The sequence below is a fragment of the Desulfurellaceae bacterium genome, assembly GCA_021296095.1.
GTDB lineage: Bacteria > Desulfobacterota > Binatia > Bin18 > Bin18 > JAAXHF01.
In genome coordinates this window covers 3,986-26,570 of record JAGWBB010000002.1, presented here as the reverse complement: position 1 = coordinate 26,570, position 22,585 = coordinate 3,986, and the positions used below count along the sequence as shown (strand labels likewise).

The 22,585-nt window shown below is 65.1% G+C and carries 22 protein-coding genes; 6 read left to right on the top strand and 16 right to left on the bottom strand.

The genetic code is table 11. The features are described 5' to 3' along the window. The first annotated feature begins 33 nt into the window (after positions 1-33). Together J4F42_00625 and J4F42_00620 are read left to right on the top strand one after the other, a co-directional pair. Entirely contained in the window at positions 34-240 is a 207-nt protein-coding gene (locus J4F42_00625) for a type II toxin-antitoxin system HicB family antitoxin (GenBank protein MCE2483985.1), read from the top strand. Positions 241-269: 29 nt separating this feature from the next. Further along, entirely contained in the window at positions 270-452 is a 183-nt protein-coding gene (locus tag J4F42_00620; protein ID MCE2483984.1) for a type II toxin-antitoxin system HicA family toxin, read from the top strand. Between the two features lie 20 nt (positions 453-472). Here the strand turns inward: J4F42_00620 and J4F42_00615 are convergent, their stop codons facing one another. The 6 genes from J4F42_00615 to J4F42_00590 all read right to left on the bottom strand — a co-directional run bounded on the left by J4F42_00615 (position 473) and on the right by J4F42_00590 (position 6,717). Continuing rightward, a complete protein-coding gene (locus tag J4F42_00615; protein MCE2483983.1) occupies positions 473-1,729 on the bottom strand; it encodes a hypothetical protein in 1,257 nt (418 codons plus the stop codon). A 22-nt stretch (positions 1,730-1,751) separates the two neighbouring features. Beyond that, entirely contained in the window at positions 1,752-2,450 is a 699-nt protein-coding gene (locus tag J4F42_00610) for a Smr/MutS family protein (protein ID MCE2483982.1), read from the bottom strand. Between the two features lie 60 nt (positions 2,451-2,510). Continuing rightward, positions 2,511-2,846, bottom strand: a complete 336-nt coding sequence (locus J4F42_00605) for a divalent-cation tolerance protein CutA (GenBank protein ID MCE2483981.1) — start codon at positions 2,844-2,846, stop codon at positions 2,511-2,513. Next, a complete protein-coding gene (locus tag J4F42_00600) occupies positions 2,843-3,091 on the bottom strand; it encodes a glutaredoxin family protein (GenBank protein MCE2483980.1) in 249 nt (82 codons plus the stop codon). Before J4F42_00600 ends, J4F42_00605 begins: the two co-directional genes overlap by 4 nt. Before the next feature lie 14 nt (positions 3,092-3,105). After that, positions 3,106-4,467 (bottom strand): HlyC/CorC family transporter, encoded by a 1,362-nt coding sequence (locus J4F42_00595; GenBank protein MCE2483979.1) that lies wholly within the window; start codon positions 4,465-4,467, stop codon positions 3,106-3,108. Positions 4,468-4,650: 183 nt separating this feature from the next. After that, the gene (locus tag J4F42_00590; GenBank protein MCE2483978.1) at positions 4,651-6,717 is read right to left on the bottom strand and encodes an aminotransferase class I/II-fold pyridoxal phosphate-dependent enzyme; all 2,067 of its coding nucleotides are present in this window, start codon (positions 6,715-6,717) and stop codon (positions 4,651-4,653) included. A 135-nt stretch (positions 6,718-6,852) separates the two neighbouring features. Here J4F42_00590 and J4F42_00585 point away from each other — a divergent pair, with 135 nt between their 5' ends. Genes J4F42_00585 through J4F42_00575 form a run of 3 tightly spaced genes read left to right on the top strand, consistent with a single transcriptional unit; the run spans position 6,853 to position 9,027 of the window. Continuing rightward, positions 6,853-7,551 carry a hypothetical protein gene (locus tag J4F42_00585; protein MCE2483977.1) on the top strand — a complete coding sequence of 233 codons (699 nt, stop codon included), beginning with the start codon at positions 6,853-6,855 and terminating at the stop codon, positions 7,549-7,551. A gap of 31 nt (positions 7,552-7,582) precedes the next feature. Then, positions 7,583-8,791: an FIST C-terminal domain-containing protein gene (locus tag J4F42_00580; protein MCE2483976.1), complete on the top strand. Its 1,209-nt coding sequence runs from the start codon at positions 7,583-7,585 to the stop codon at positions 8,789-8,791. 14 nt (positions 8,792-8,805) lie between these two features. Then, on the top strand, positions 8,806-9,027 hold the full coding sequence (locus J4F42_00575) for a hypothetical protein (GenBank protein MCE2483975.1): 222 nt from the start codon (positions 8,806-8,808) through the stop codon (positions 9,025-9,027). A 90-nt stretch (positions 9,028-9,117) separates the two neighbouring features. Here the strand turns inward: J4F42_00575 and J4F42_00570 are convergent, their stop codons facing one another. Both J4F42_00570 and J4F42_00565 read right to left on the bottom strand, forming a co-directional pair. Further along, complete coding sequence (locus tag J4F42_00570) at positions 9,118-9,375, bottom strand: hypothetical protein (protein MCE2483974.1); 258 nt, start codon at positions 9,373-9,375, stop codon at positions 9,118-9,120. Between the two features lie 524 nt (positions 9,376-9,899). Further along, positions 9,900-10,664: an SDR family oxidoreductase gene (locus J4F42_00565; GenBank protein MCE2483973.1), complete on the bottom strand. Its 765-nt coding sequence runs from the start codon at positions 10,662-10,664 to the stop codon at positions 9,900-9,902. Between the two features lie 163 nt (positions 10,665-10,827). Here J4F42_00565 and J4F42_00560 point away from each other — a divergent pair, with 163 nt between their 5' ends. Continuing rightward, positions 10,828-11,694 (top strand): amidohydrolase, encoded by an 867-nt coding sequence (locus J4F42_00560; GenBank protein ID MCE2483972.1) that lies wholly within the window; start codon positions 10,828-10,830, stop codon positions 11,692-11,694. 88 nt (positions 11,695-11,782) lie between these two features. Here the strand turns inward: J4F42_00560 and J4F42_00555 are convergent, their stop codons facing one another. Genes J4F42_00555 through J4F42_00520 form a run of 8 tightly spaced genes read right to left on the bottom strand, consistent with a single transcriptional unit; the run spans position 11,783 to position 22,436 of the window. Then, entirely contained in the window at positions 11,783-13,711 is a 1,929-nt protein-coding gene (locus tag J4F42_00555) for a S9 family peptidase (protein ID MCE2483971.1), read from the bottom strand. 44 nt (positions 13,712-13,755) lie between these two features. Further along, positions 13,756-16,965: a UvrD-helicase domain-containing protein gene (locus J4F42_00550; protein MCE2483970.1), complete on the bottom strand. Its 3,210-nt coding sequence runs from the start codon at positions 16,963-16,965 to the stop codon at positions 13,756-13,758. Between the two features lie 19 nt (positions 16,966-16,984). Further along, positions 16,985-17,932 (bottom strand): alpha/beta hydrolase, encoded by a 948-nt coding sequence (locus tag J4F42_00545; protein ID MCE2483969.1) that lies wholly within the window; start codon positions 17,930-17,932, stop codon positions 16,985-16,987. Continuing rightward, complete coding sequence (locus J4F42_00540; GenBank protein MCE2483968.1) at positions 17,892-20,138, bottom strand: hypothetical protein; 2,247 nt, start codon at positions 20,136-20,138, stop codon at positions 17,892-17,894. The genes J4F42_00545 and J4F42_00540 overlap by 41 nt, the downstream gene beginning before the upstream one ends. A 10-nt stretch (positions 20,139-20,148) precedes the next feature. Next, on the bottom strand, positions 20,149-20,445 hold the full coding sequence (locus tag J4F42_00535) for a hypothetical protein (protein ID MCE2483967.1): 297 nt from the start codon (positions 20,443-20,445) through the stop codon (positions 20,149-20,151). A 40-nt stretch (positions 20,446-20,485) separates the two neighbouring features. Next, positions 20,486-20,977: a (2Fe-2S)-binding protein gene (locus J4F42_00530; protein MCE2483966.1), complete on the bottom strand. Its 492-nt coding sequence runs from the start codon at positions 20,975-20,977 to the stop codon at positions 20,486-20,488. Between the two features lie 10 nt (positions 20,978-20,987). Further along, positions 20,988-21,851, bottom strand: a complete 864-nt coding sequence (locus tag J4F42_00525; GenBank protein MCE2483965.1) for a xanthine dehydrogenase family protein subunit M — start codon at positions 21,849-21,851, stop codon at positions 20,988-20,990. A 57-nt stretch (positions 21,852-21,908) separates the two neighbouring features. Further along, on the bottom strand, positions 21,909-22,436 hold the full coding sequence (locus J4F42_00520) for a carbon monoxide dehydrogenase subunit G (GenBank protein MCE2483964.1): 528 nt from the start codon (positions 22,434-22,436) through the stop codon (positions 21,909-21,911). Positions 22,437-22,585: the final 149 nt, after the last annotated feature.

The window sequence follows — 22,585 nt, the reverse complement described above, 5'->3', positions numbered from 1 at the left end:
CAGCGGTCTGACTGAAAGAAGGAAGATACGACCATGAACTTCACGGTCGAAGTTGAGCAAGAAGAGGATGGACGCTGGCTTGGCGAGGTAGCAGAACTCCCTGGGGCTCTCGCCTACGGCCAGACCCGTGAAGAGGCCATAGCGCGTGTCCAAGCCTTAGCGCTCCGAGTCGTCGCTGACCGGCTGGAGCACGGTGAGTCAGTGCCGCAGATGGCCGCCGTCTTCTCGGTCATCACATGAGCCGGTGGCCAGCCACTAAAGCGCGGCAAGTGTTGGTCGCGTTGCAAAGGCTGGGCTGGACCATAAAGCGTCGCATTCGTGGCTCACACCGAGTTCTCACACGTCCCGGCTGGCCGGATTTTGTCTTTGCCTTTCATGATAGAGAAGAGATCGGTCCGCGGATGCTGGCTCGTATTGCTAAACGGACTGGCCTCAAACCGGACGACCTCTGATCCGGCCGAGCCCTGCGGTCTCACTTTTTGCCGCGGGCCGAAAGGGTGGGGTAGGGTGGCTCCCAGCACACAAAATTGCCGGTGCCGACGGCTTGGATGGCGGGCGGAGCGTCCATTTCGTCCAGGGACACGCTGTACACCCGGGCCGGGGAGCCGGTGTCGAGCGCGACCGGCCCGATGCGATGCCCGGCAAAGGCCAGTGCGCTGCCGTCTGGAGCGACGGGTGGATGTGAGCCGGCGTACTGGTCAAAAAACGAAAAGATAAAGGTCTGCTCGCGGCTGGGCAGAAAGCGGACCAGTTCACGGCTGGTGTCGTTGGCACGCGACAACCGGTGCCAGCGCATATGGCTGTGGCGGACGTCAACGCTCAGATACAGCAGGGCGTCGCCGCGCGGCGACCAGAAGAACCCCGTAATCGCGCGCTCCGTCTCGTCCAGCAGCGACGTAATCCGGCCGCTGCCCAGATCGAGAATCCGCAGCCCGGAAAACAGCAGCGAGCCCGGTCTGGCGGTGCTGCCAAAGGCCAGGGCTTGTCCGTCGGCCGACCATACCGCGGCGACCGAGCCGGGCAGCACGGCAACCGGCGCCGTCTGGCCGCTCGGTACGTCGAACAGACGGAGCATATTGTCGCCGTTGTCTTGCCGCTCGACATACACCAGCAGCTCTTCGGTCGGCGACCAGGCCGGCACGCGAAAATCGCCCGGTCGGTCTGAGATCTCACGGATAACCTGTCGCGAGGCGACGTCCAGCAAGACCACTCGAGCCGCCTGGTCAGAGCCGGTGCGGCGGCCCACATGGGCGGCCAGCCGCTTCCCGCTCGGCGACCAGGACCAGAACAGCGGCGCGCCGTGCAGCACGGCCGTCATGTCACCCGGCTGGCCCAGGACGGCGACTTCCAGCGACAGCGCGGATTTCTCCCGCTGAATGAGGGCGGCGAACGCATCGGCGCGGGGCGACCAGTTGCCGTAGATCGGCATGCCGCCGCTGATACTGGCCAGCTCCCAGGATTCAACACCGTCGGTCGCAAGCGCGTACAGACTGGTGCGTACCTCCGGACCGCCCGTCCCCCGCAGACCAAAGCAGGCCAGCCGGCTGCCGTCCGGCGCCCAGCTGGGCCACACATGGCTCAGTTGGGCGCCGTCCTTGTCCGAGGCCGGCTCGTCCCAACTCCAGGTCAGCTGCTGTGGCTGGCCCGACTGAGGGGTAGCAATGAAGATGTTGCCCTTCTCGCCGGTGTAGGCGAGACGCGGAGCTGAAGGCGGTGCTGCGACGGCCATAAGCCCTCCCTATCGGTTCGACTTAGCGCTTGGCTCCCTCCAGGACGATCAGCGGCTGCTTGGGCGCGTGCTCGTGGCGCAGCAGGATGTACAGGGCGCCCGGTCCCCCGTCGTAGGCCCGGGCGGTGGCAAAGGCCAGCACGACCTTGGCCAGCTTGCCGCGGGTCAGCCAGTATTTCAGCCGATCTTTCAGCACCGGCATCTGGCCGGGCGAGTTGCGTCCCCGGCCGTGGATGACCAGAACGCAGCGCAGACCGGAGCGCAGCGCTCCGAGCACAAAGCCTTCGACCTCGGCCTGGGCTTCCTCGGTTGTCATGCCGTGCAGGTCCAGCGAGGCTTGGCGGGAAAAGGCGCCCTGGCGCAGCTTATGGACCAGCCGGGTATCCAGCCCTATGACGCAGCCCTCCACGTATTCATCGGTATCGGTGACATCAAACTCGGACCGGCCGGCAACCAGATCGTACAGCTCGGCCAGGGCCTCGTTCTCCTCATCGATCAGGCTGCGGCGTAACACGGCCGGGGACGGCCGGCCGACCCGTGCGCCGGCGTCCTTTTTGAGTGGGACGACATCTTTCATCTCCTGCGCGAACAGTTCGGCGTCGCTGGGCGCCTGCGCGATCCGCAGGGCCGGAGATTTCGGCTTGGGGGCGGACTGGACCTGCTTGTGACGTTTGCGGGCCTGCTTGCTGAGGTGGCGGAAGGGGGAATTGAAGCCTGCCATGGCTTGGAATGGTACACCCGACGTGAAGTCAGGACAAGCGCGCCAAACCGCGTCCCGTCCTCAGCCGTCGGCCGTTTCGGTCACAATCCAGTCGAGATAGTCGGCCGATCCGGCCAGCAACGGCAGGCCGATGACCTCCGGAACCTCGTAGGAGTGCAGGGCGCGTACCCTGGCCTCGACTGCGGCAAAGCGTTCCGCCCGGGTTTTGATCACCAGCAGCCACTCGCGGTCGTCCGCAATCTTGCCCTGCCAGCGGTACACGGAGCGGACCGGGCTGAGAATATTGGCGCACGCCGCCAACCGTTCTTCGAGCAGGGCAGTGGCGATTGTTTCGGCCTCGGCCTCCGAACCGGTGGTGACCAGGACGACGCAGGCCTGGGGGGAGGGAGTGGTCATGGGGTGTGTTCCTGGTCCAGACGCCGCCTGAGTTCGGTGGCGCTCAGCTCATACATGAACGCGCGCTGGCCGTTGATATACAGTAGCGGGATCTCGAGGCCGAAGCGGGCGCTCAGCTCCGGGTCGGCGGAGATGTCGATGATCTCCAGCCGAAACGGCGTCTCGGCCTGGATTGCGAGCAGGGTCGCGCGCATGGCGTCACACAGGGAGCAATCGGGACGGGTGTACAGCGTCAGGCTGGCCATGGCTGGGAATCCTGTCACGGCTGGGGTGGCCGGCCGTTGGACTGGGTCAGCTGCGGCGAGAGCGGTCCGGTGGGTTCGCTATGCTCAATCCGGACCTGTTCGACATGGTGGTTCTCGGTCTTGAGCACGGTGATGCGCAGCCCGTCGCGTTCGCACGCCTCGGAGACTTCCGGAATCCGGTCGAACCATTTGTTGACCAGGCCGTTGAGGGTGGTGTAGTCGCTGCCCTCGGGCAGCTGAAAATCGTCCAGCCGATCATTGATATCCGAGATGGTCAGCGACCCCTGCACGACATAACCGCCCTCGGCCAGCTTTTCCACCCCGGCCGTTTCGTTGTCATACTCGTCCTGGATTTCACCCACCAGCTCTTCCAGAATGTCCTCCATCGTCACCAGCCCGGCCGTGCTGCCGAACTCGTCGACTACAATCGCCAGCTGCTCCTTACGGCGCTGAAATTCGCGCAGCAGCTGCGAGATGGGTTTGGTTTCGGGTACAAAAAAGGCCGGCCGCAGAATGTCCTGGAGGATGATCAGGTCCTTATGCTCCAGCAGTGGAAACAAATCCTTAGCGTGCACGATGCCGCGGATATTGTCCAGGTCGCCGTCGTACAGCGGCATCCGCGTATAGCCCTCTTCGACCATGGTTTTGAGAAGCCGGCTTGAAGAGGCGTGGATGTCGAGAGCGACAATGTGCGTCCGGGCGACCATGATCTCCTTGACAACCGTCTCGCTGAACTCAAAGACGTTTTCGATCAGCTCGTGCTCGGCTTCTTCAATCGTTCCGTCCTCGCGGCTCTGCTCGAGCAGCAGGCGGAGTTCCTGGCCCGAGTGGTAGTGCGACGACTCGCTGGCCGGTTCGATGCCGAGCAGCCACAAGACCTTGTTGGCCACCCAGTTGAGGGCGGTGATGACCGGAAACAACAACACCGAGAACAGCCACAGGGGAAAGGCCACGACCAGGGCGGTCGGTCGCGGACGCTGGATGGCCAGCGATTTGGGAGCCAGCTCACCAAACACGATATGCAGAAACGTCAGCAGCAGAAAGGCGACCGGCAGAGCCAGAGTATGGGCCAGTTCGGGATCGGGGTGCAGGCCGACCGCGGCCATGGCGCCGAGCAACAGGCGGGCGACGACCGGTTCGCCGATCCAGCCCAGACCGAGCGAGGCCAGGGTGATGCCCAGCTGGGTGGCCGACAGGTAGGCGTCCAGGTGGGCGATCAGGTGTTGGGCCATGCGGGCCGTTCTGCTACCGGTCTGGACCAGTAGCTCAATCTGTGAAGAGCGAACTTTGACCAGGGCGAATTCGGCCGCCACAAAGAAGGCGTTGGCCAGCACCAACAGCAGCGTAATGAGAATGCCGAGAGCCGGACTGTCCATGGCCTGCTTTCATCTCTCCCGAGGGGAGGATGACACCAGTGCAGTCAGCCTCGGGCGACTACTTTGATATGGAGGGTCATCCATAAGCTGTGGACCAGCATAGTATGAGCGGTGCTTTTTTTGCAAGAGGGCGGACACAGGAACCCGCCGGATGCGGGCTCGACCCGAGCACGTGCAACACCCTCACCGAGGCTCAGCCCGTCCCCCCTCGGCAGCCAGAAACCCGCTGATATCGGCCTGGCTCAGTGCGGTCCAGCGCTCGGCCAGCAGCACCGCAGCCTGAACCGAGCTGCGTTCGCTCTCGCCGATCAGCTCCCGACTCACCGGATAGCGACGAGTCGGGCTGCGCAGGACCAGCCCGTCACCGTTCGGAGACCAGTCTGCCCGCCGCACCAAGAGCGGGTCCCCAGACTCGGCCGCCGCAGCGGAGACAGACGCGGCAATGTCTGCCAGCAGCGGGTCGTCGCCGTCGATGATAAACCGACACCGTGGGCCGACCGTGTCGCACAAGGTCCGGATTTCCTCCTGCAAGGTGCCGAGCAGTTCGACATCGGTGCTGTAGCTGGGCGTCAGGGTATTCACAATCGCAATATCGGGCCGCACGGTCTGGACCAGGCGGCGCATATCGCCACGCTGGCGCACGCCGAACTCCACCACCAGGATTTCCACCGGCGCGGCTGAAAACAGCGCGCTCCAGCTCGCCCGACCCAGCGTGTGTAGCACCGACCAGACCGATTTGGGCGCGATCTCGACATTGAGTACGGCCAGCGGCAGGCCGATCTCGGTATTATACGAGCGCGGGTTGGTCCGGACCCGGTAGCGCACGGCCAGCAGTTCGGCCAGCAGGCGTTTGGTGACGGTTTTGCCACGGCTGCCGGTAATGGCGATCACCAGCGGTTTTTTACGACGCAGAAAAATCCGGGCCAGCAGGCGTAAGTATGGAATCGCCAGGCTGCGCAGGCGGCGCCGGGGCGCCGAGGCGGGCAGGGGCGTCGGAGAGTGTGGCCCGGGCGGAGCCGTCCGGTCTGACTCGGACGCCCGGGGCGAGCGGATCGCATGGGGCGCCAGGCTGGGCTGGAAATAGCGCGTCAGGCGCTCAAACGCCCGCTCAATATCGGCCGGCTCCCGGCCGCAGTTGATCCGCACGTGGGCCTCTCCGCTGGGACCGAAGGCCAGGCCGGGGACCAGGGCGACTTTTGCCTGTTCGAGCACCTCACGGGCGAGCCGTCGGGAGTCGTGCGCCCAGCGGACCGTGTCCTTGACCCGGGGAAAGACAAAATACGACCCCTCGGGTTTTTGATAGTCGAAGACGTGCGACAGCCGGTCGAGGTGTTCCAGGGTCAGGTCGCGCCGCGCTTTGAACGCGTGGCGAAACGCGGCGATGTGCTCGGCGCCGTATTCCAGGGCGGCCATGGCGGCGTACTGCGAGACGACCGGGGCACAGGTGACCAGGGCGTCGTGGACCTTCAGGATTTCCCGGGCGTAGGGCGCTGCGGTATGCAGGTAACCAACCCGCCAGCCGGTCATGCCGTAGGCCTTGGAGAAGGTAAATACGCGCACCACCCGGTGGCGCACCGCAGACACCTGGGCCGGGCTGAAATACGGCTCCGGGCTGTAGACGAAGTCTTTGTAGGCCTCATCGATCAGCAGAAACAGATTGTGATGCTCGGCCAAGTCGATCAACGTCCGGGTCTGCGCCTCGGAAAAGACGGTGCCGGTCGGATTATTGGGGTTACAGTACAGAATCAGACGGCTGCGGGCCGACACGCAGGCCTCGAAGGCAGCCGGATCAAAGGCAAAGTTGTGCTCCTCGTCCAGCGCCGCAAAGCGCGGCACACAGCCGGCCAGGCGAACCACCTCCTGGTAGGAGGCATAGCTCGGCGAGGCCAGGATGACCTCATCACCGGGTTGGGTCAGGGCCAGCAGGCTGGCCGCAATGGCCTCTATCGAGCCGCACGAGACAATGATCTCGCTGTCCGGATCGTAGTGCATGCCCTCGTGCAGCAGGGATTCGGCGATCAGCTCGCGCAGCTGGGGCAGGCCCGGCGTCAGCGAGTATTTGGCGCAGGCGCCCTCGGCGATTTTCTGTTGGACAAAGGTCTTGATCGGCTCCGGCGTGTCGAAGCTGGGAATCCCCTGGGCCAGCGACACCACGCCGGGAATACGACCGGCGGCCAGTTCCACCTCCTTGATGGGCGACAGCTTGAGCTGGGCGGTGCGGGATGATTGCCAGTGTTTCTCCTGTTTCACCTGGGCGGCGACTCCTCACGGGAACGGCTGGCAGCAGCCTAGCGAGGCGGCCCGGGCTTTGCAATGTGAGGGGCAGTTGGGGTATACCCGGCAAAGCGAACGACAACGGCCGCTCAATGGATAGGAGAAGCGACGATGGCAGAGCGATTTTTTTCTGAGGACGAGCTACGCGAGATGGGCAAACGCTCGGTTGATCGTTTGACCGAGGCGATTGAGGCCGGGGACACTGAGACGGCCAAACGGATCGGTCAGCGGATGTATAACGAATTTCTGAGCATGCACGACCTGTACCGCAACTGGACGACGGCCATGCTGAGCGAGATCGGCCGCCGCTTCGGGGACGAGACGCTGGACGAGATCATGACCGCCGGGGTCAAAGCCTGGTGGTTGCCCAACCTGGAAAAAATGCCTCAGGGGGCGGACAAACTGCCCCAGCGGATCAAGATGTTCGTGGCCGGCCTGCGCGGCCACCTGCAGCCGATGGAGATCCAAGAGGATGACGACAAGGTCGTGATCCAGATGCAGCCGTGCGGCAGCGGCGGGCGGCTGGTCCTGGAAGGCAAATACGAGGGGCCGGACGGCTTTCTGACGGTTGAGAAACCCCAGCGGATGACCTATAACCGGGCCAACTTCCCGGTCTATTGCGCCCACGAGCCCCCGATGGAACTGGTGGACATTGAGAAGAACGGCAAGCCGTTTGTGGTGGTCGAACCGGCCGCAGTCCTGGGCAAGGAGCACTGCTCGTTCATCATCTACAAGGATGCGAGCAAGGTCCCGGCCAAATACTACGAGCGTCTGGGCCTGAAGAAGCCGGAAACCGACACGGCTGACTGAAGTCGGTCGGAAGTGGCAGGAGGAGCGGGCCATGATTCAAGCTGGAGTGGGTCTGTCGACCCAGAAGAACACGGCCGAGGCTGCGCGTGAGGCAACCCAGACCGCCCTCAGCCAAGCCGTGATTGATCGCGCCGACCTGGCGCTGGTCTTTGCCACGGCCGATCATGGGGCCGCCTACAGCCAGCTGCTGCGCACGGTCCAGACCACGGCCCAGACCGCCAACGTGGTGGGCTGTAGCGCCGGCGGCGTGCTGGTGTCCGGCCAGGAGGTGGAGCGGACGGCCGGGGTTGCGGTTCTCACCGTGCGGGCCGACGCGTTTGCCGCCGAGCGATTTTTTATTCCCCAGCTGCGCGGCCGGAGCCAGGAAACCGGCCAGGAGATTGCGACCCGTGTCCAACCTCACCGCGGGTCGGAAAACCTGCTGATGGTGTTTCCGGACACGTATAATTTTAATTCCGGGGCATTTTTTCAGGGCCTGAGCCAGGGCTTGAGCGCCGGTGGGGGGCCGATTGAGGCCGTCGGCGGTGGGGCGTCCGAGGACGGCAGCGTTGGTGAAACCTTCCAGCTGTGCGGCGATACGGTCGGCAACAATGCCGTGAGCGGCGCCCTGCTGAGCGGCAATTTTGCCTACTCGGTCGGCATCTCTCAGTCGTGCCAGCCGATTGGTCCGGTCCATACCGTCACCAAGGCCCACCGCAACCTCATCCTCGAGCTGGACGACCGGCCGGCCTTCGAGGTCTTTGTCGAGCTGCTGCCGCCGCCCCTGCGCGAGGATTTGCGCCGGGCGGCCGGGGTGGTGTTCGCCGGGATGCCGGTTGACGCCGAGCGCCAGCACATTGCGGCCAGCGAGTACGTGGTGCGCAACCTGATCGGTTTTGATGCCGACCAGGGGATTGTGGCGATTGCCGACGAGGTCCACCAGGGACAGAAAATGGTCTTTACCCTGCGCAGCGGCGACGGCTCGCGGGCCGACCTCAAGCGGGTGCTGGAACATCAGGCCCAGACCTGGGCCGACACCAAGCCGGCCTTCGGCCTGTACGTCAACTGCGTAGGCCGGGGCAAGGGCTTGTACGGTTTTGCCGATCTCGACACCTCGTATATCGCCCAGTACATCGGTGACGTGCCGATTGTCGGATTTTTCTCGGGGTGTGAGATCGCGCCCATTCAGCGGGTCGAATCCCTGCTCCAGTACACCGGTGTGCTGATCCTGGTCGGCGAGCGGGCCGCATCACTCCACTAGGCGGGGGGCGACACATGACCAGGGACGAGTTTATTCAGAAAATCGCCAAGGGTATGGACCTGCCCGTTCCGCTGCTCGAACGGCTGACCCAGTCGCGCGCTCCGGGCGACAGCCAGGACGGCGGCTGGCGGCTGGCGCGTATGCCGAGCATGGACGAGGTGGAGGAGTTTCACCTGGAGGCGCGTTTTGCGTCCTCGGGCTGGCGCACGGCCCTGCGCTCGTTCATTGAGGACTAAGCTCTTCTACGAGTCTCCGTTTCTTGAGCGCTTGCTCTGAGAATACGCCGCGCCCGAGTTCTTCCTGCGGCGCGATGTCCCGAGGAACATTCACGGGGTCTGGTCGCCCTGCTGTGCCAGCTCGGCCAGGGCTTCACGCACGAAACCGTCGGGAAGTGTCTGGGCGTTGGAATACCGGGTGCGGCGATGCTCGCCGTTCATATTGACCAGGCACAGCGCGCCCCCTTCCGAGTTGCACAACAACAGCACTGACCGCCCATGGCCACCCGGCGCGTCTATGGCAATCTCGCCGTCCGGCGTGGGATACACCTCCAAACGACGGGGCGAAATCCTGTACATCTCTCTCAACAGGCGGTCTGCGTTTTCCAACGCCAGCCGAGACGGGAGAGGAAACCCCTCTTCGCGTGCCTCCTCGGCTGCTTCCTGAAGATCGCGGAGAGCACCGTGCAGTTCGGCATCCTCTGGAACTCTGTCCGAACGAGATTCATCCAGGACTGCTCCTGCGCCTTCTGGCGGCGGCATGGGAGTCATTCTTCGACCACCCTCTCCATTGCCGCGCGTTTTCCCCTGTCGCATGTGTGAGGTCCTTAGCTACGTGTGTCGCCAATTCCTTTTAGCCGTGCATCCGTGTACCTCAAGTACTCATACGCGCCCAGTGAAGGTTTGTTCTCAAGAAAGGCCCACTAATTGGCATACGCGGGCGTGCCGACAATATTGCCTTTCTTGTTGTCAATTTCTGTCATAAGGGGATCAATCAGGCGATGAGCCGGGCGCTTCTTGATCGTCTCTTCCCGCCCGCAATTGTAGCGGAGGCGGTGAGGATAGCCAGGCGAGGCTTAGCCGAAACCCATGCTGCTTTCCTACTGCGTCACTCAGGCTGACATGCCGCCGTCAACCATGTACACCCCGCCGGTGCAGTAGCTGCTGTCATCGCTGGCCAGGAAGAGCGCCATCTGTGAGACTTCCTGGGGCTCGCCGTAGCGGTGGAGCGGCAGCAGGGTGGCAAAGCCCTCCTTGGCCTGGGCCGGCGCGTCGGGCGAGAAGCCCTCTTCGAGGGAGCGCATCATGCGGGTTTCGATCGGGCCCGGATTCACGGTATTGACCCGAATGCCCTTCTTGGCGCCCTCCAGCGCCGCGCTGCGCATCAGGCCGACCACGGCGTGTTTGCTGGTGATATAGGCCGAGACATTCGCCGTGCCCCTGACCCCGGCCACGCTCGAGGTGATGACGATACTGCCCCCGCCGCGTTTTTCCATCTCGGGCATCACGTATTTGAGCCCCAGCCACACCCCGCGTACGTTGACGGCCATGACCTTGTCGAACATGTCGATCGGGTAGTCGGGAATCGTCTGCACCACGCCCTCAACCCCGGCGTTGGCCAGCAGGATATCCACCCCGCCGTAGCGCTCGACTGCGGTCCGAACGTAGGCCTGCGCCTGCTCGGGGTCGGTCACGTCGGCAACCGCATAGCTGAGCGCCGAGCTGCCGATGTCGTGGGCCGCCTGCTTGAGGGGTTCTTCGGCCAGATCGACCAGCAGAACCTTGGCCCCGGCCTCGACAAACAGCCGGCCGGCCGCCTTCCCGATGCCGCCCGAACCGCCGGTGATAATCGCAACTTTTCCGTCTAAGCGCGCCATACGTCTCTCCTTACTGTGTCCTGTCTTCAGCGTCCGTTTTTCGTCCGTCGCCGGGCTCCTCTTTGTACTGCGTCGAGGTCGGGCTTGTCGAGTAGGGGCGGGTTTCAAACCCGTCCCGCGTTTGTGTATGCTCTACGGGCCAAGACACAAGGAGGAGCGGCCGATGACTGCTGAGGGAGCGATTGATATCGTCTGTAATCTTTTCACCGAACAGGAAGTCCGGCTGGGGCAGACCGGCATTGACGAGACGTTCATGACTCAGCTGCGCTTTTCCGAGGACATTCGCCACGGGGTGTCGATCGAAAAATATCTGGAAAAAATGGACCGAGCTGGCATTGAGCGCTCGTTCCTGATTGCGGTCCGAGCCGGTGACATGCGGGTCACAGGCTCGTTTGCCATCCCGTATGAACGGGTGGCGGATATCTGCCAAAAATATCCGGACCGCTTCTCGGGTGTAGCCGGGGCAGATCCGACGCTGGGCATGCGCGGCCTGCGTGAGTTGGAGCAGGGCATTCGCGAGTACGGCTTTGTCGGCGTGCATCTGTACCCCCACTGGTTCGAGCGGGCGCCCGACCAGGCTCGATATTATCCGATTTACGCCAAGTGCTGTGAACTTGAGGTGCCGATCATGATGCAAGTCGGTCACTGTCTGCGCTACCAGCACGACCGCATTCTGCCCAGCGTCGGGCGGCCGATCACGCTCGATCAGATTGCGATTGATTTTCCGGAGCTGACCCTCATCGGCATTCATATCGGCTATCCGTGGACGGAAGAAATGATCTCGGTGGCCTGGAAGCACGAGAATGTGTATATCGGCTGTGATGCCTACGCCCCGCGCCACTGGCCGCAGCCGTTCGTGCACTATCTCAATACCTACGGGCGGGACAAAGTCCTGTTTGGCACCGACTGGCCGGTGATCGATCCGGAGCGGATGGTCAAAGAGATAGACGAACTCGGCCTGCGACCGGACGCCCAGCGGAAGCTGATGCGTGACAATGCCGTGCGGCTCTTCCGGCTGCCCGAGGGATAAAGGCGGCTTGTGTATTCCCGGTGCGGGGGAGGTCCGCCCCGGGTGTGTCGAAGAGGTCGGAGTGTCTGAGTGAGCCGAACGGCCCGGCTCAGCTCATATTCTCAATCGTGACCGGCTCGACCGGCTCGGCCAGCCCAAAGCCGAAAATCCGCGAGTAAAAATATAACTCGCCGTCCAGTGCCCGCTTGATGTTTTCCGCCCTTCGAAAACCGTGCTGCTCGCCGGCAAACGGCACATGGGCAACGGGCAGGCCCTTTTTCCGCAGCGCCTCGGCCATCAACTCGGCCTGGTTGGGCGGCACGACCTTATCCTCCAAGCCCTGAAACAGAATCAGCGGGCACGACAGGCGGTCGGTAAAATGGATCGGCGAGCGCTGCCGATAAACCGCTTGTTGTTCGGGATAGGGGCCGACCAGGCTGTCCAGATAGCGCGACTCGAATTTGTGCGTATCGCGGGCCAGGACCTCCAGGTCGCAGATCCCGTAGTGGCTGGCGCCGGCCCCAAACAGATCCCGAAAGGTGAGGGCGCTCAGGGTCGTATAGCCCCCGGCACTGCCGCCGGTGATGGCCAGGCGCCGGCCATCGACCCGGCCCTGCTCAACCAGATGACGCGCGCCATTCACACAGTCGTCCACATCGACAATGCCCCACTGGCCGTTCAGCCGCTGGCGATAGGTCCGGCCATAGCCCGTGCTGCCGCCATAGTTGACGTCCAGCACAGCGATGCCGCGGCTGGTCCAGTACTGGATCCCCAGACTGAGCGTCGAGCCGGCGGCTGCGGTCGGTCCGCCGTGGCTTTTGACCACCAGCGGCGGCCGCTCGTCGGCGGGCGCGGTATAGTCCCGGTTGCACGGCGGGTAGAACAGGGCGTGGGCCGTGCGGCCGTGTTCGGTCGGAAATTCGAGCGCCTGGGGACGGGACACATAGCCCGCCTCGATGGCGATATCGCTGGAGCGGCGCAGCACGCTCAGTTGTCCCGAAGCCAGGTCAAGCTCGGCGATACAGGCCGCCTCGGTCGGTGAGCCGGCGCTGAACACGACCCGGTCCGCCGCGACATGGATGCCGGAGATGGCGGTGTACGGGGTGGGGAGTTCGTCCAGCCGTTTGGTGCGGGTATCGAGGCTGGCCAGATGCCAGGTGCCGTTTTCGGTATAGGTACAAATCAGGCGTTCGGCACTGGCAAAGGCGTATGTGGACATGCCGAAGGCCCACTGGGGCAGGCCGAACTCGGCCGCTGTGTCACACATCGGCTCGACCTGGCCGTCCTGCACCCGATACACATTCCACCAGTCCGTTCGGTCGGACACGAAGTACAGCACGCCGTCCGGCGACCAGGCCGGCTGGAAGATGGATTCGGCGCCGCCGCCGGCAACGCGTCGGGCCGTGTCCAGCGACCCGTCGGACCGGACCTCGGCCAGCCACAGTTCGGTGCCGTCCCAGGGCATATTGGGATGGTTCCAGCTCAGCCAGGCCAGGCGGCTACCGTCGGGGCTCAGACGCGGGCTGGAATAGAAATCACTACCGGACACCAGCACCCGACTGTCGCCGGAGTCGAGAGCGATCCCGACGATGGCGTTGACGGCTTCACGGTCGGCCCGGCGGTGATCTTCTCGGACACACACCAGACGGTTCCGGCGCGGGTCGACCTGTCCGTCGGCATAGCGCAGGTTTTCGTCCGGGGTGACGGGTTCGGGTGCGGCGGCATCTCCCCGCTGACGATACACCCGCTGGTCGGCAAAGTTGGAGAAATACAGGCTGCCCCGATGGACAACGCACGCCCCGCCGCCGTACTCATGGACCCGCGTGCGGGCGTTGAACGGGGCGGGCGTGCGGTCCCGTATGCGGCCGTCCGGGCTGCGCTGGACAACGACATTCCGGCCCCCCTCGGTCGGCCGCTGTTCCACCCAGTAGACCTCGTCCTCGTCGAGCGCGATCTGACCCAGGCCGACGACGGCCGAAACGATGAGGTCTGAGGTGATGGGCGATTTCCAAGAACCGTAGGGTGCAGTGTGTGGCATGCTGTTTCCTTTTCTCAGGCCGCAGTCACAGTGCAGAGCGCCCCCTAGGAGAACAGCTCCAGCTGGCTGGTGTTCCTGGGCTTGCGAGTCATCCGTGAACGCTGGCGTTCGAGCAGCCCCTCTTCGATGGCGGCCAGATAGGGCGAGGGGGGCAGTTCCCGGATTTTCCCCCGCCAGCGGCGTTTCCTGGCCCGACTCAGATACAGCTTCGTTTTTGCCCGAGTGACGCCGACATAGAAGACCCGGCGTTCTTCGTCCGTCTTGTCGTCGAGCTTGGCCGACTCGGATTTTCCCCACCGCAGGGGCAGAATGCCGTCCTCGCAACCGACGATAAACACCACCGGGAATTCGAGGCCCTTGGCGGCGTGCAGGGTCAGCAGCGAAATCCGGTCGGCGCGCGGATCCCAGCTGTCAATCTGGCTGCCCAGAGCCAGTTCGGACAGGAAGCCGTCCAGGTCGTGGTCCAGGTCGTGGTCCAGGTCGTGGTCCAGGTCGTGGTCGCGGGCCTGGGCGATGGGCTTGAGGAGGCTGTAGGCGTGTGTCGTCTCGTCCGACTGAGCCCGGGCCGAGGCTGTCTGCTGGAGCTGAGCGTAGGCTGCTTCGAGCCGGTCGCCAAGACTGCCGGCCTGGAGACTGCCGGCCTGGGCGCGCATCGCCTCGCTCAGGCCGGCCACGCCGGGATGGTCCAGCAGCCGGTCGTGGGAGCGTTTCTGAAACGGCATACCGGAGCGTTGCAGGGCTTCGACCAGAACCGCGGCCTGGCTCTCGGTGCGGTACAGCACGGCAAAATCCGAGAACGCCAAATCCTGTCCCTCGGCGTCGGCCGAGCGGCCGCTGTCGATCGAGAAGAAACTGTGGCCGCCGAGGCTGCGCTCCAGGGTCTGGACGATGAATTCGGCCTCGGCTTTTTCGGTCGGCGCCTCATGGATGGTGATCAGACTCGGCGCGTCTTCGAGCACCGCCTGGGTCGAGGAGGTGGCCATCAGCTGGGACGAGAGCCTGACGATATTGCGGTCGGAGCGATAGTTGCGGCTCAGCCGCACGACCTGAGCCGCTGGAAAGTCGCGCTGAAACTCCGAGAAAAAGCGCACATCCGCGCCCCGGAAGCCATAGATGGCCTGGTCCGGGTCGCCAATCGCGCAGATGTTGCCATCGGCAGGAACGAGGTGTTTGAGGAGCCGGACCTGCTGCTCATCGACATCCTGGTACTCGTCGATGGACACCCAGCGGTAGCGCTGCCGATACGCGGCCTGGAGGGCCGGAGCGGAGGCCAGAGCATCGGCCGCCCGGATCACCAAGTCGTCAAAGTCGAGCAGGTTGTGGGTATCGAGCTGGTGCTGGTAGGCCGTGTAGGCTGCGCCTAGCTTGCCGCCGGTCGGTGCCGTCCGGGTCCGCTTGGCGCGGGAGATGGCCGACAGCTGGCCGCGCGCTTTTTTGGCCGACACGCCGAGAGCGTCCCCGAGCAGGCGCAGGCGCTCGGCGTCCGAGGCGAGCCGAAAGCCGCGCTGCAAACCGGCCGCGTTCCAGTTGGCCTGGAGAATGGACAGAGCCAGGGCGTGAAACGTTCCGACCGTCAGCGCTCGCCACCCGTCGGGCAGCAGGCTTCGCAGGCGCGCGCGCAGCTCGTCGGCCGCCCGGCGGGTGAAGGTCAGGGCCAGACACTCGGCCGGCGGGACGGCCTGCTCGGTGATGAGCTGGACCAGCCGATGGGCCAGGGTTCGGGTTTTTCCCGAGCCGGGACCGGCCACAATCAGCAGCGGGCCGCGCGTGATTTCGGCCGCCCGGCGCTGGTCGGCGTCGAGCCCGGCCAGACTGTCGGTCGAGCTGTCGGTCGAGCTCTGGGTCGAGCTGGCGGCGGACGGCACGGCTGGAAGCGTACGGGCCGGGTGGTGGGGGGCTGCGCGATATGCGGTCGGCTGTTCGGCGGCCGCCGGCGGAGCCGGCGGGCTGGGCGGGGCCTCTCGAAACAGCGACGCCCCGCCGTCGTGGCGGCGCAGCTCGGCGTCGTGGAACAGGCGAATAGTGCCGTACACGCCGTCGTAGCCGGCCGCTCGGATTACTTCCTGTTTGCGCAGCCGAGACACCGCCTCGGGCACCAGCGCGGGGCTGGCGCGCCGGATATCTTCCAGCGGCAGCGTGGTCAGCAGCTGGAGTTCGGGGCCGAGCCGGCCCAGCAGGCTCTCGTAGTGGTGGCTGATTTTTTTACTCTTGGGACCGACCCGGTAAATCTCGGACAGCATCTCGGGCAGCGGGACGAGGCTGCGGCTCGTACCGGCCGTGGGGGGTGGGTCTTCTTCTGCCTGGCGGTCGGCCAGGTCTTCAACCCGGTGCATGACGCCGACGGTCAGGGCCTTGCCGCACACCGGACAGCGGCCCTGATGCTGGCGGGTCTCGGCCGGAGAGAAGCGGATATCGCAGCTGCGGTGACCGTCGAGGTGGTATTTGCCCTCTTCGGGGAAGAACTCCAGGGTACCGCCATAGCCGTGGCCCGTTTCCAGGGCGCGGCGCAGGGCAAAATAGTCCAGCTCGGTGTCGAAGACGCACACCTCGCGGCCCAGCTTTTCCGGCGAATGGGCGTCGGAGTTGGACACCAGCCGGAAACGGTCCAGAGACGACACCCGCCAGTTCATCGGCGGGTCTGAGGACAGCCCGGTCTCAACGGCAAAGATGTGCGGGGCCAGATCGCCGTAGCAGGCGTCAATGGCGTCAAAGCCCGACTTGGAGCCCAGGGCGGCAAACCACGGCGTCCAGATATGGGCCGGAACGAGGTAGGAGCCCGGACCCGACTCCAGGGTGATTTCTAGCAGGTGGCGGGAATCCAGCCCCAGGATCGGTCGGCCATCGGAGTGCAGGTTGCCGATTTTGGACAGGCTGTGAATCAGCCGGTCGCCGGCCTCAAAATCCGGGCTATAAATCAGGTGGTGGATTTTGCGTGTTTTGTCGCCCTTTTTGTAAATCGTCGAGATCTCGACCGACAGCATGAAGCGGGTAGTCGTGTGGCCGGTCCGACAGGCCGACGGCAGGGCGTGCTCAACCGCCCGCTCCAGCTCGGGCCGCAGGCGGAACAGGCCCGGCTCGGCTGGCACGAGTTTGTCTTTCAGCTCGGCGTTCCAGGCCGGATGGGTGAAATCGCCGGTGCCGACCAGGCTGATGCCCTTCTTGCGCGCCCAGATGGCCAGGTGTTCGAGGTCGCAGTTTTTGCTGGTGGCGCGGGAGTACTTGGAGTGGATATGCAGGTCGGCGTAGAAAGCCATGCTGTCCCCGGTGGCTGGTCTAGCGTTGCAGAAAATGCACAATCGCCTCGGCAATCGCCTGGGGCTGCTCGGGCAGCAGGGCATGGCCGGCCTGCCCGATTTCGATCAGGGTGACGCGCGTCCCGTGACGCTGTTTGAAGCGCCGGGCGTTCTCCAGCGGGGCGATCTTGTCTTCCCGGCCCTGGAGCAGGAGGATAGGCGCGCTGCCGGCCCCGCTCCAGGCCTGGGCGGTGGTCGCCAGGTTAGCGTTCAGCTGTGTCCGGGTGGCTTTCTGATGCCAGCCGTCCTGCCAGCCGCCCGGATCGTTGCCGGCGGCAAAAAAGGCTTTTTGAATAAGCTTGCGTCGAACCCCGAGCGACAGGCTGGGGTCGTAGGACATCAGCCGGGCGTGCAGGACTTCGGGCGGGGTGGGCTGGCCCTCTTCGGCCGCCAGCAGCACCAGGCCGCTGACAAGCTGGGGGTGATCGGTGGCCACCACCCGGGCGATGCGGCTGCCGAGGGCGTGGCCGACCAGGGTGACCGGGCCGTTGTCCAGGGCGCGAATCACGGCCGCAATGTCGTTGCCCAGGTCGTGCAGGGTGAGGCCGGTCGCCGGCCCTGTGCTGGCGCCGATACCCCGTGGCTGGGGCCGGACGACCTGAAACCCGGCGGCCACCAGGCGGACGCTCAGGTCGCCAAAGTCGGCGATGCCCCGACCCAGGGACGGCAGCAGGACAACCGGCCGGCCCTGGCCCTCGATGAGGGTGTGGATGGTGGCCGACCCGGCCTCAATCATGGCCGAGGTGTCGGACGAAGAGTCTTGGTTTGCATTTTGGGCTGGTGGCTCGGCCCAGCTCGGCCGGCCCCCAGCGCACACGAACACCAGCCCGAGCAGGACGAGCCACCAGCGGGCGTGCGGCTGCCGCAGCTCGTCCGACCGGTCCGGGCTAGCCGAGCGGGGTGGGATCGACAAAGCGCTGCAAGACATTGTGGGTGATCCGCGAGACGTTATTGTCATAGTCGTTATGCGACAGGCTGCCGGCCCAGGCGATCGAACCCGTTGACCACACCGACCCGCCGTGCGGGGTTTCATAAAAGACCATATCGGCCCGCACCAAGGGGTTTTCGGTGCCGCCCAGGCCGGGATAGGTGGCCAGCAGCTCTTCGCACACCAGCAGGTACAGATCGGTATGCACGCCGGCCGAGGTGGCCAGCACCAGGGCGTGCGGCGGCGTGCCCAGGTGGGGGTCGGCCCGGTCCAATTCCAGCCCGGCCGCTCCGTTGCCGATCAGCCCGAAGTCGCCGATCAGCTCGTCTTTGTCCACCCCGGCGAAGATAAACGCGGCGCGCGAATCGAGGCTGTCCGGCAGCCGCCGGTAGGGTCCCGAGATATCAAAGCCCTGGGCCGAGAAACCCACCCCGGTCATGACCTGCGGCGGGCGGCCCTGGCGGCGCCACAGTCCGCCGTACTCGCCGCTGAAGCTGTGATAGTACTCGCCCGGCTCGGCCGCCCAGGTCCGAATCCCGCCCTCGGCGCGGCGCACCTCCATCAGCCCCGGCAGCTCGGGATGGTAGGCGATTTTCCAGTACCAGCCGTTGCCGCCCATATACATCAGCCGTCCGCCCTGGTGCTGGTAGGCGGCCATGGCGTCCCACATCGCCTGGGAGTGATACTCGGGGTGCGAGCCGCTGAGGACGACGCGGTAGGGTGTGAGCAGTTCCAGACCCTGCTGGTGCAGATCCTCGTCGGTAATGACATCGAACTCGTGGCCCATGGCTTCCAGCCAGTCGGTGATATGGGTGTCGGCGTTGAACTGCCACAGCGAGGAGCCCGAGCCGCCCAGGGAGTCGATGTGTTTGGGGCGCATGTTCAGGATCGGGCGTAGACGCGAGGAGTAGCACACGCCCGAGCCGTCCGCGTGGGTGTCGTAGCACGACGCGCCGTACTCGCGGTGGGCGTTCAAAAAGACATCGTGGTGGCTCAGCTCCACTAGCCGGCCGGTGACCAGTTCGCTCAGGGCGGCGTTGGTCGCCATGTGGCTGTTGGCATACGCCATGTAACTGGCGGTCGGCAGCAAGAAGGCGATTTTGCGCTGTTTGCCCGGCGCGGGTTTGACTACGAACGGAATGTAGTCCTGGGTGTCCGGGTCGGAACCTGCGGTGAGCCGGGCGGCGTACAGGCCGCTCTTCAGATTGGCGGGAACCGTCAGGCGGAAGTCGGCTTCCCAGCCGGCGTCGTACACGTCGTCGTCGTGAAAGTGGATCGCCCCATACTGCCCGGGCGCATCCTGCCAGTTCATCGCCCGGCCGGTCCAGTTATAGCCCTTCATGCCTCGGGCCGGCATGTTGACGGTCTGGCCGTGGAGCTGGTTGGGGGAGCGGTCGGACACGCGGACGGAGCTGATATCGCGCCCAAAGTCCCAGGCTCCGACCACCGCCGGGCGGAGTTGAGTCGAGTCCGGGGCGTGGACGAGGGTTTCCATTTCCGCCCGGCTGAGCGCCTGGTTGGCCAGCCGCGGGCTGTCGATTTTGCCGTTATACTGCCCGGTCAGGTGCTGCCTGCTGCGGCGCCGCGCGCCCAACATGAGCGGGGCGGTATTCCGGCCCAGGCGTCGTGTTGTGGCCGTGGTCTGGACGGCGGCCGCGTCGGCCACGCCCGGATAGCTGGTCAGCGGCTCCTGGTACAGACACACCCGGCGCGTCCGGGCGTCATAGCTCACGGCGACAAAATACCACGAGCGGTTGAGCAGCGGCCGCTGGGTGGCCAGGACTTCCTCGTGCCCCCGGCCGTCGCCCAGCACGACGGCCAGCGAAGCGTCGTGTTCGGAGATGATCAGCGCAAAGCCGGCCTTGCCGCGGTCCCGGAACTTGGCGGCAATGACCTGGCGACCCTTGGTCGGCGTCGTCGGCCAGATGAAGGCCTGAAAGGAAAAGCTGTCGAGGTCTTCAAGTGGCGGACGGTTGGGAATGGTGACATACGAGCCGGCCTCGATCGTCTGCCGGCGGCCTGCATAGGTCTTGCTGACCGGCGTCTTGACGACGTGTTCTTTGACGCCCGGGCCGGCCGGATTGGTATCGCCGCAGATGATCCTGACCACCTCGACCCGGTAGCACGGCAGCTCACAGTTGACCATGAACGAGATGGTTTCGCCCGGGGCGGCGCTCAGTGTGTCGGCGTAGCCGGTGATTTTCATGGGCGCGTCCTCATGCGGCTTGGCCGTGTTTCTTCCGACGGCGCCGAAAGACTTCCCGCTCGGCGTCCTCCAGGCTGGTAAACACCTGGTTCTTGAGAATCTTGATCGGCCCGCCGCGTCTGCCGCTGAGTCGCCCGAGCACCCACTCCCGGTGTGGTCGGCGACACACCACAACGTATTTGTCTTCGAGCGGCTCGCCCCGCAGGCGGGTCAGCAGGCGTTGCAGAGCCGGGCTGTGGTGGCCGACGGGCCGCTGCTCGAACTCGTCAGCCAGTGCAGTCTGCTCGGTGGGTTCAGGGCTCGGCATGGGGCGTCCTCCTCGGCGGCGTGGCAGCGGAGTTTGCGGCTTATTCTGTGGAGGACTGTCCCTGAGCCGCGGCCTTGACCGCCTTGACGATATTGGCATAGCCGGTGCAGCGACACAGGTTGCCCGACAGGCCGTGGCGGATTTCGTCTTCGCTCGGCTGCGGGTTTTTGGCCAACAGGTCATAGGCGCTCATCAGAAAGCCCGAGGTACAAAACCCGCACTGCAAAGCATGATGATCCCAGAAGGCTTGTTGCAGGGGGTGGAGTTGCTCCCCGTCGGCCAGGCCCTCCAGGGTCATGATCTCGCCGCCGTCGGCCTGCACGGCCAGCAGCAGGCAGGAGCGTACGCTGTCGCCGTTGAGCATGACGGTACACGCGCCGCACACGCCGTGTTCACAACCCAGATGGGTGGCGGTCAGGCCGAGATCGTGGCGCAAAAAATCGGCCAGCAGACGACGGACTTCGACCTGGCGTTCCACGTCTTGGCCGTTCACCCGCAGGCGCACGGTTTGGGTGGTGGTGAATTCCGGCATACGCACCTCCTCAGCTGTGTTGCCAGGCCTGGTCCAGCGCACGGCGGCTGAGCACCCGGACCATGCGGCGCCGAAAGTCGACCGAGCCGTGCACGTCCGAGGGGGGATCGACCGCTGCGGCTGCTCGGTCTGCGGCCTCGGCCAGCACCGCGTCCTCCCCCCGGCTACCGACCAGACAGGCTGCGGCCTCGGCAACGGCCAGCGGCACGTCGTGCGCCCCGGCGACGGCCAGGCTGGCCACCCGGCAGGTCTGGCTGTCGTCCAGCGTCAGCTGACAGGCGACTGCGGCAATGGCAAAGTCACCCGGCCGCCGACACAGCTCCTGAAAGCCCCAGCGCGTCTGCTCGGAAGCGACCGGCACCCGGATTTCACACAGCAGCTCGTTGGGTTCAGTCGTCGTGGTCAACGGCCCGACAAAGAAATCCCGGGCTGCCACCGTCCGTGAGCCGGTGTGCGAGCGCAGCAGAAGTTCGGCATCCAGAGTCACCGCCACCAGCGGCCATTCCGCAGCCGGGTCGGCGTGGACCAGGCTGCCGCCAATCGTGCCCCGGTTGCGAATCGCCAGATGCCCCACCTCACTCGCGGCCCGGGCCATCAGGGGCTGCGCCGTCCGCACGGTGTCCGAGACCTCGAGTGCCCGGTGGCGGGTCAGGGCGCCGATGCGCAGCGTCCCGTTCTCCTGCACGATGAAGTCCAGCTCGCTCAGCCGATTCAGGTCGATCACGGCGTCTGCCCAGGCCATGCGCAGGTTGAGCAGCGGAACCAGGCTCTGGCCTCCGGCCAGCAGCTTCGCCCCGTCCCCGGCCTCGGCCAGCAGGGCCAGGGCCTCATCAACCGAGTCGGGACACGCGTAGCTGAAGGGGGGCGGTTTCATGTCGATTCTCCTGAAAAGGTAAGCGTGATGTCCTCTGATATCGTGTTGTTATCACGATTACCTTTTGAAGCCGAACCGGCCCCGCAGCCAGCGCGCCAAGGCCCGCCACAGGTTGACGAGCCCGCCCTGGCGGACGGCTTGGCCCGGTATAGCGCTGAGTTCCGCTTCCAGGGCGCTGAAAAACTGGCCCAGCATCATTTTGGCTACGCCGTCAAGCATGCGTTGCCCGACGCTGGCCAGCGGGCCGCCGAGCTGCACGTCGCCGCTGTAGTGCAGCACGGTGTGGTCGGCCTGTTCGGTCAGGTCAATTGTGCCAGCGCCCCTGATAAAGCCCTGTCTGCCCTTGCCGTCCAGGACGAGTTTGTAGTGGTGCGGCGCCTGGATGTCTTGGAGCTTGACCGTGCCGCTGTACCTGCCCTTGATGGCGGCGACACCGAGCTGCAGCTCGCCCCGGTAGGCGTGGGCGGCCGTGGGTTCCAGCTTCTCGCAGCCGGGCAGGCAGGTGGCCAGGCACACGGGGTCGGTCAACAGCCGCCACACCGTCTGGCGGGGTGCGGGAAGGGTCTGGGTGCCGGTGAGTTTCATGTCTGTGCCTGGCCTGTTTCCGGGTCGGAGAAACGCCTGCCCGGGGCTTCGCCACGAGCCTCCGCATACTACTGCTCCGGGCCGGGCGGTGCAAGAACGCGGTCGGCGGCATTGCATCCGGGCTGCGGGCTGGGCAATATAGTCCCGCC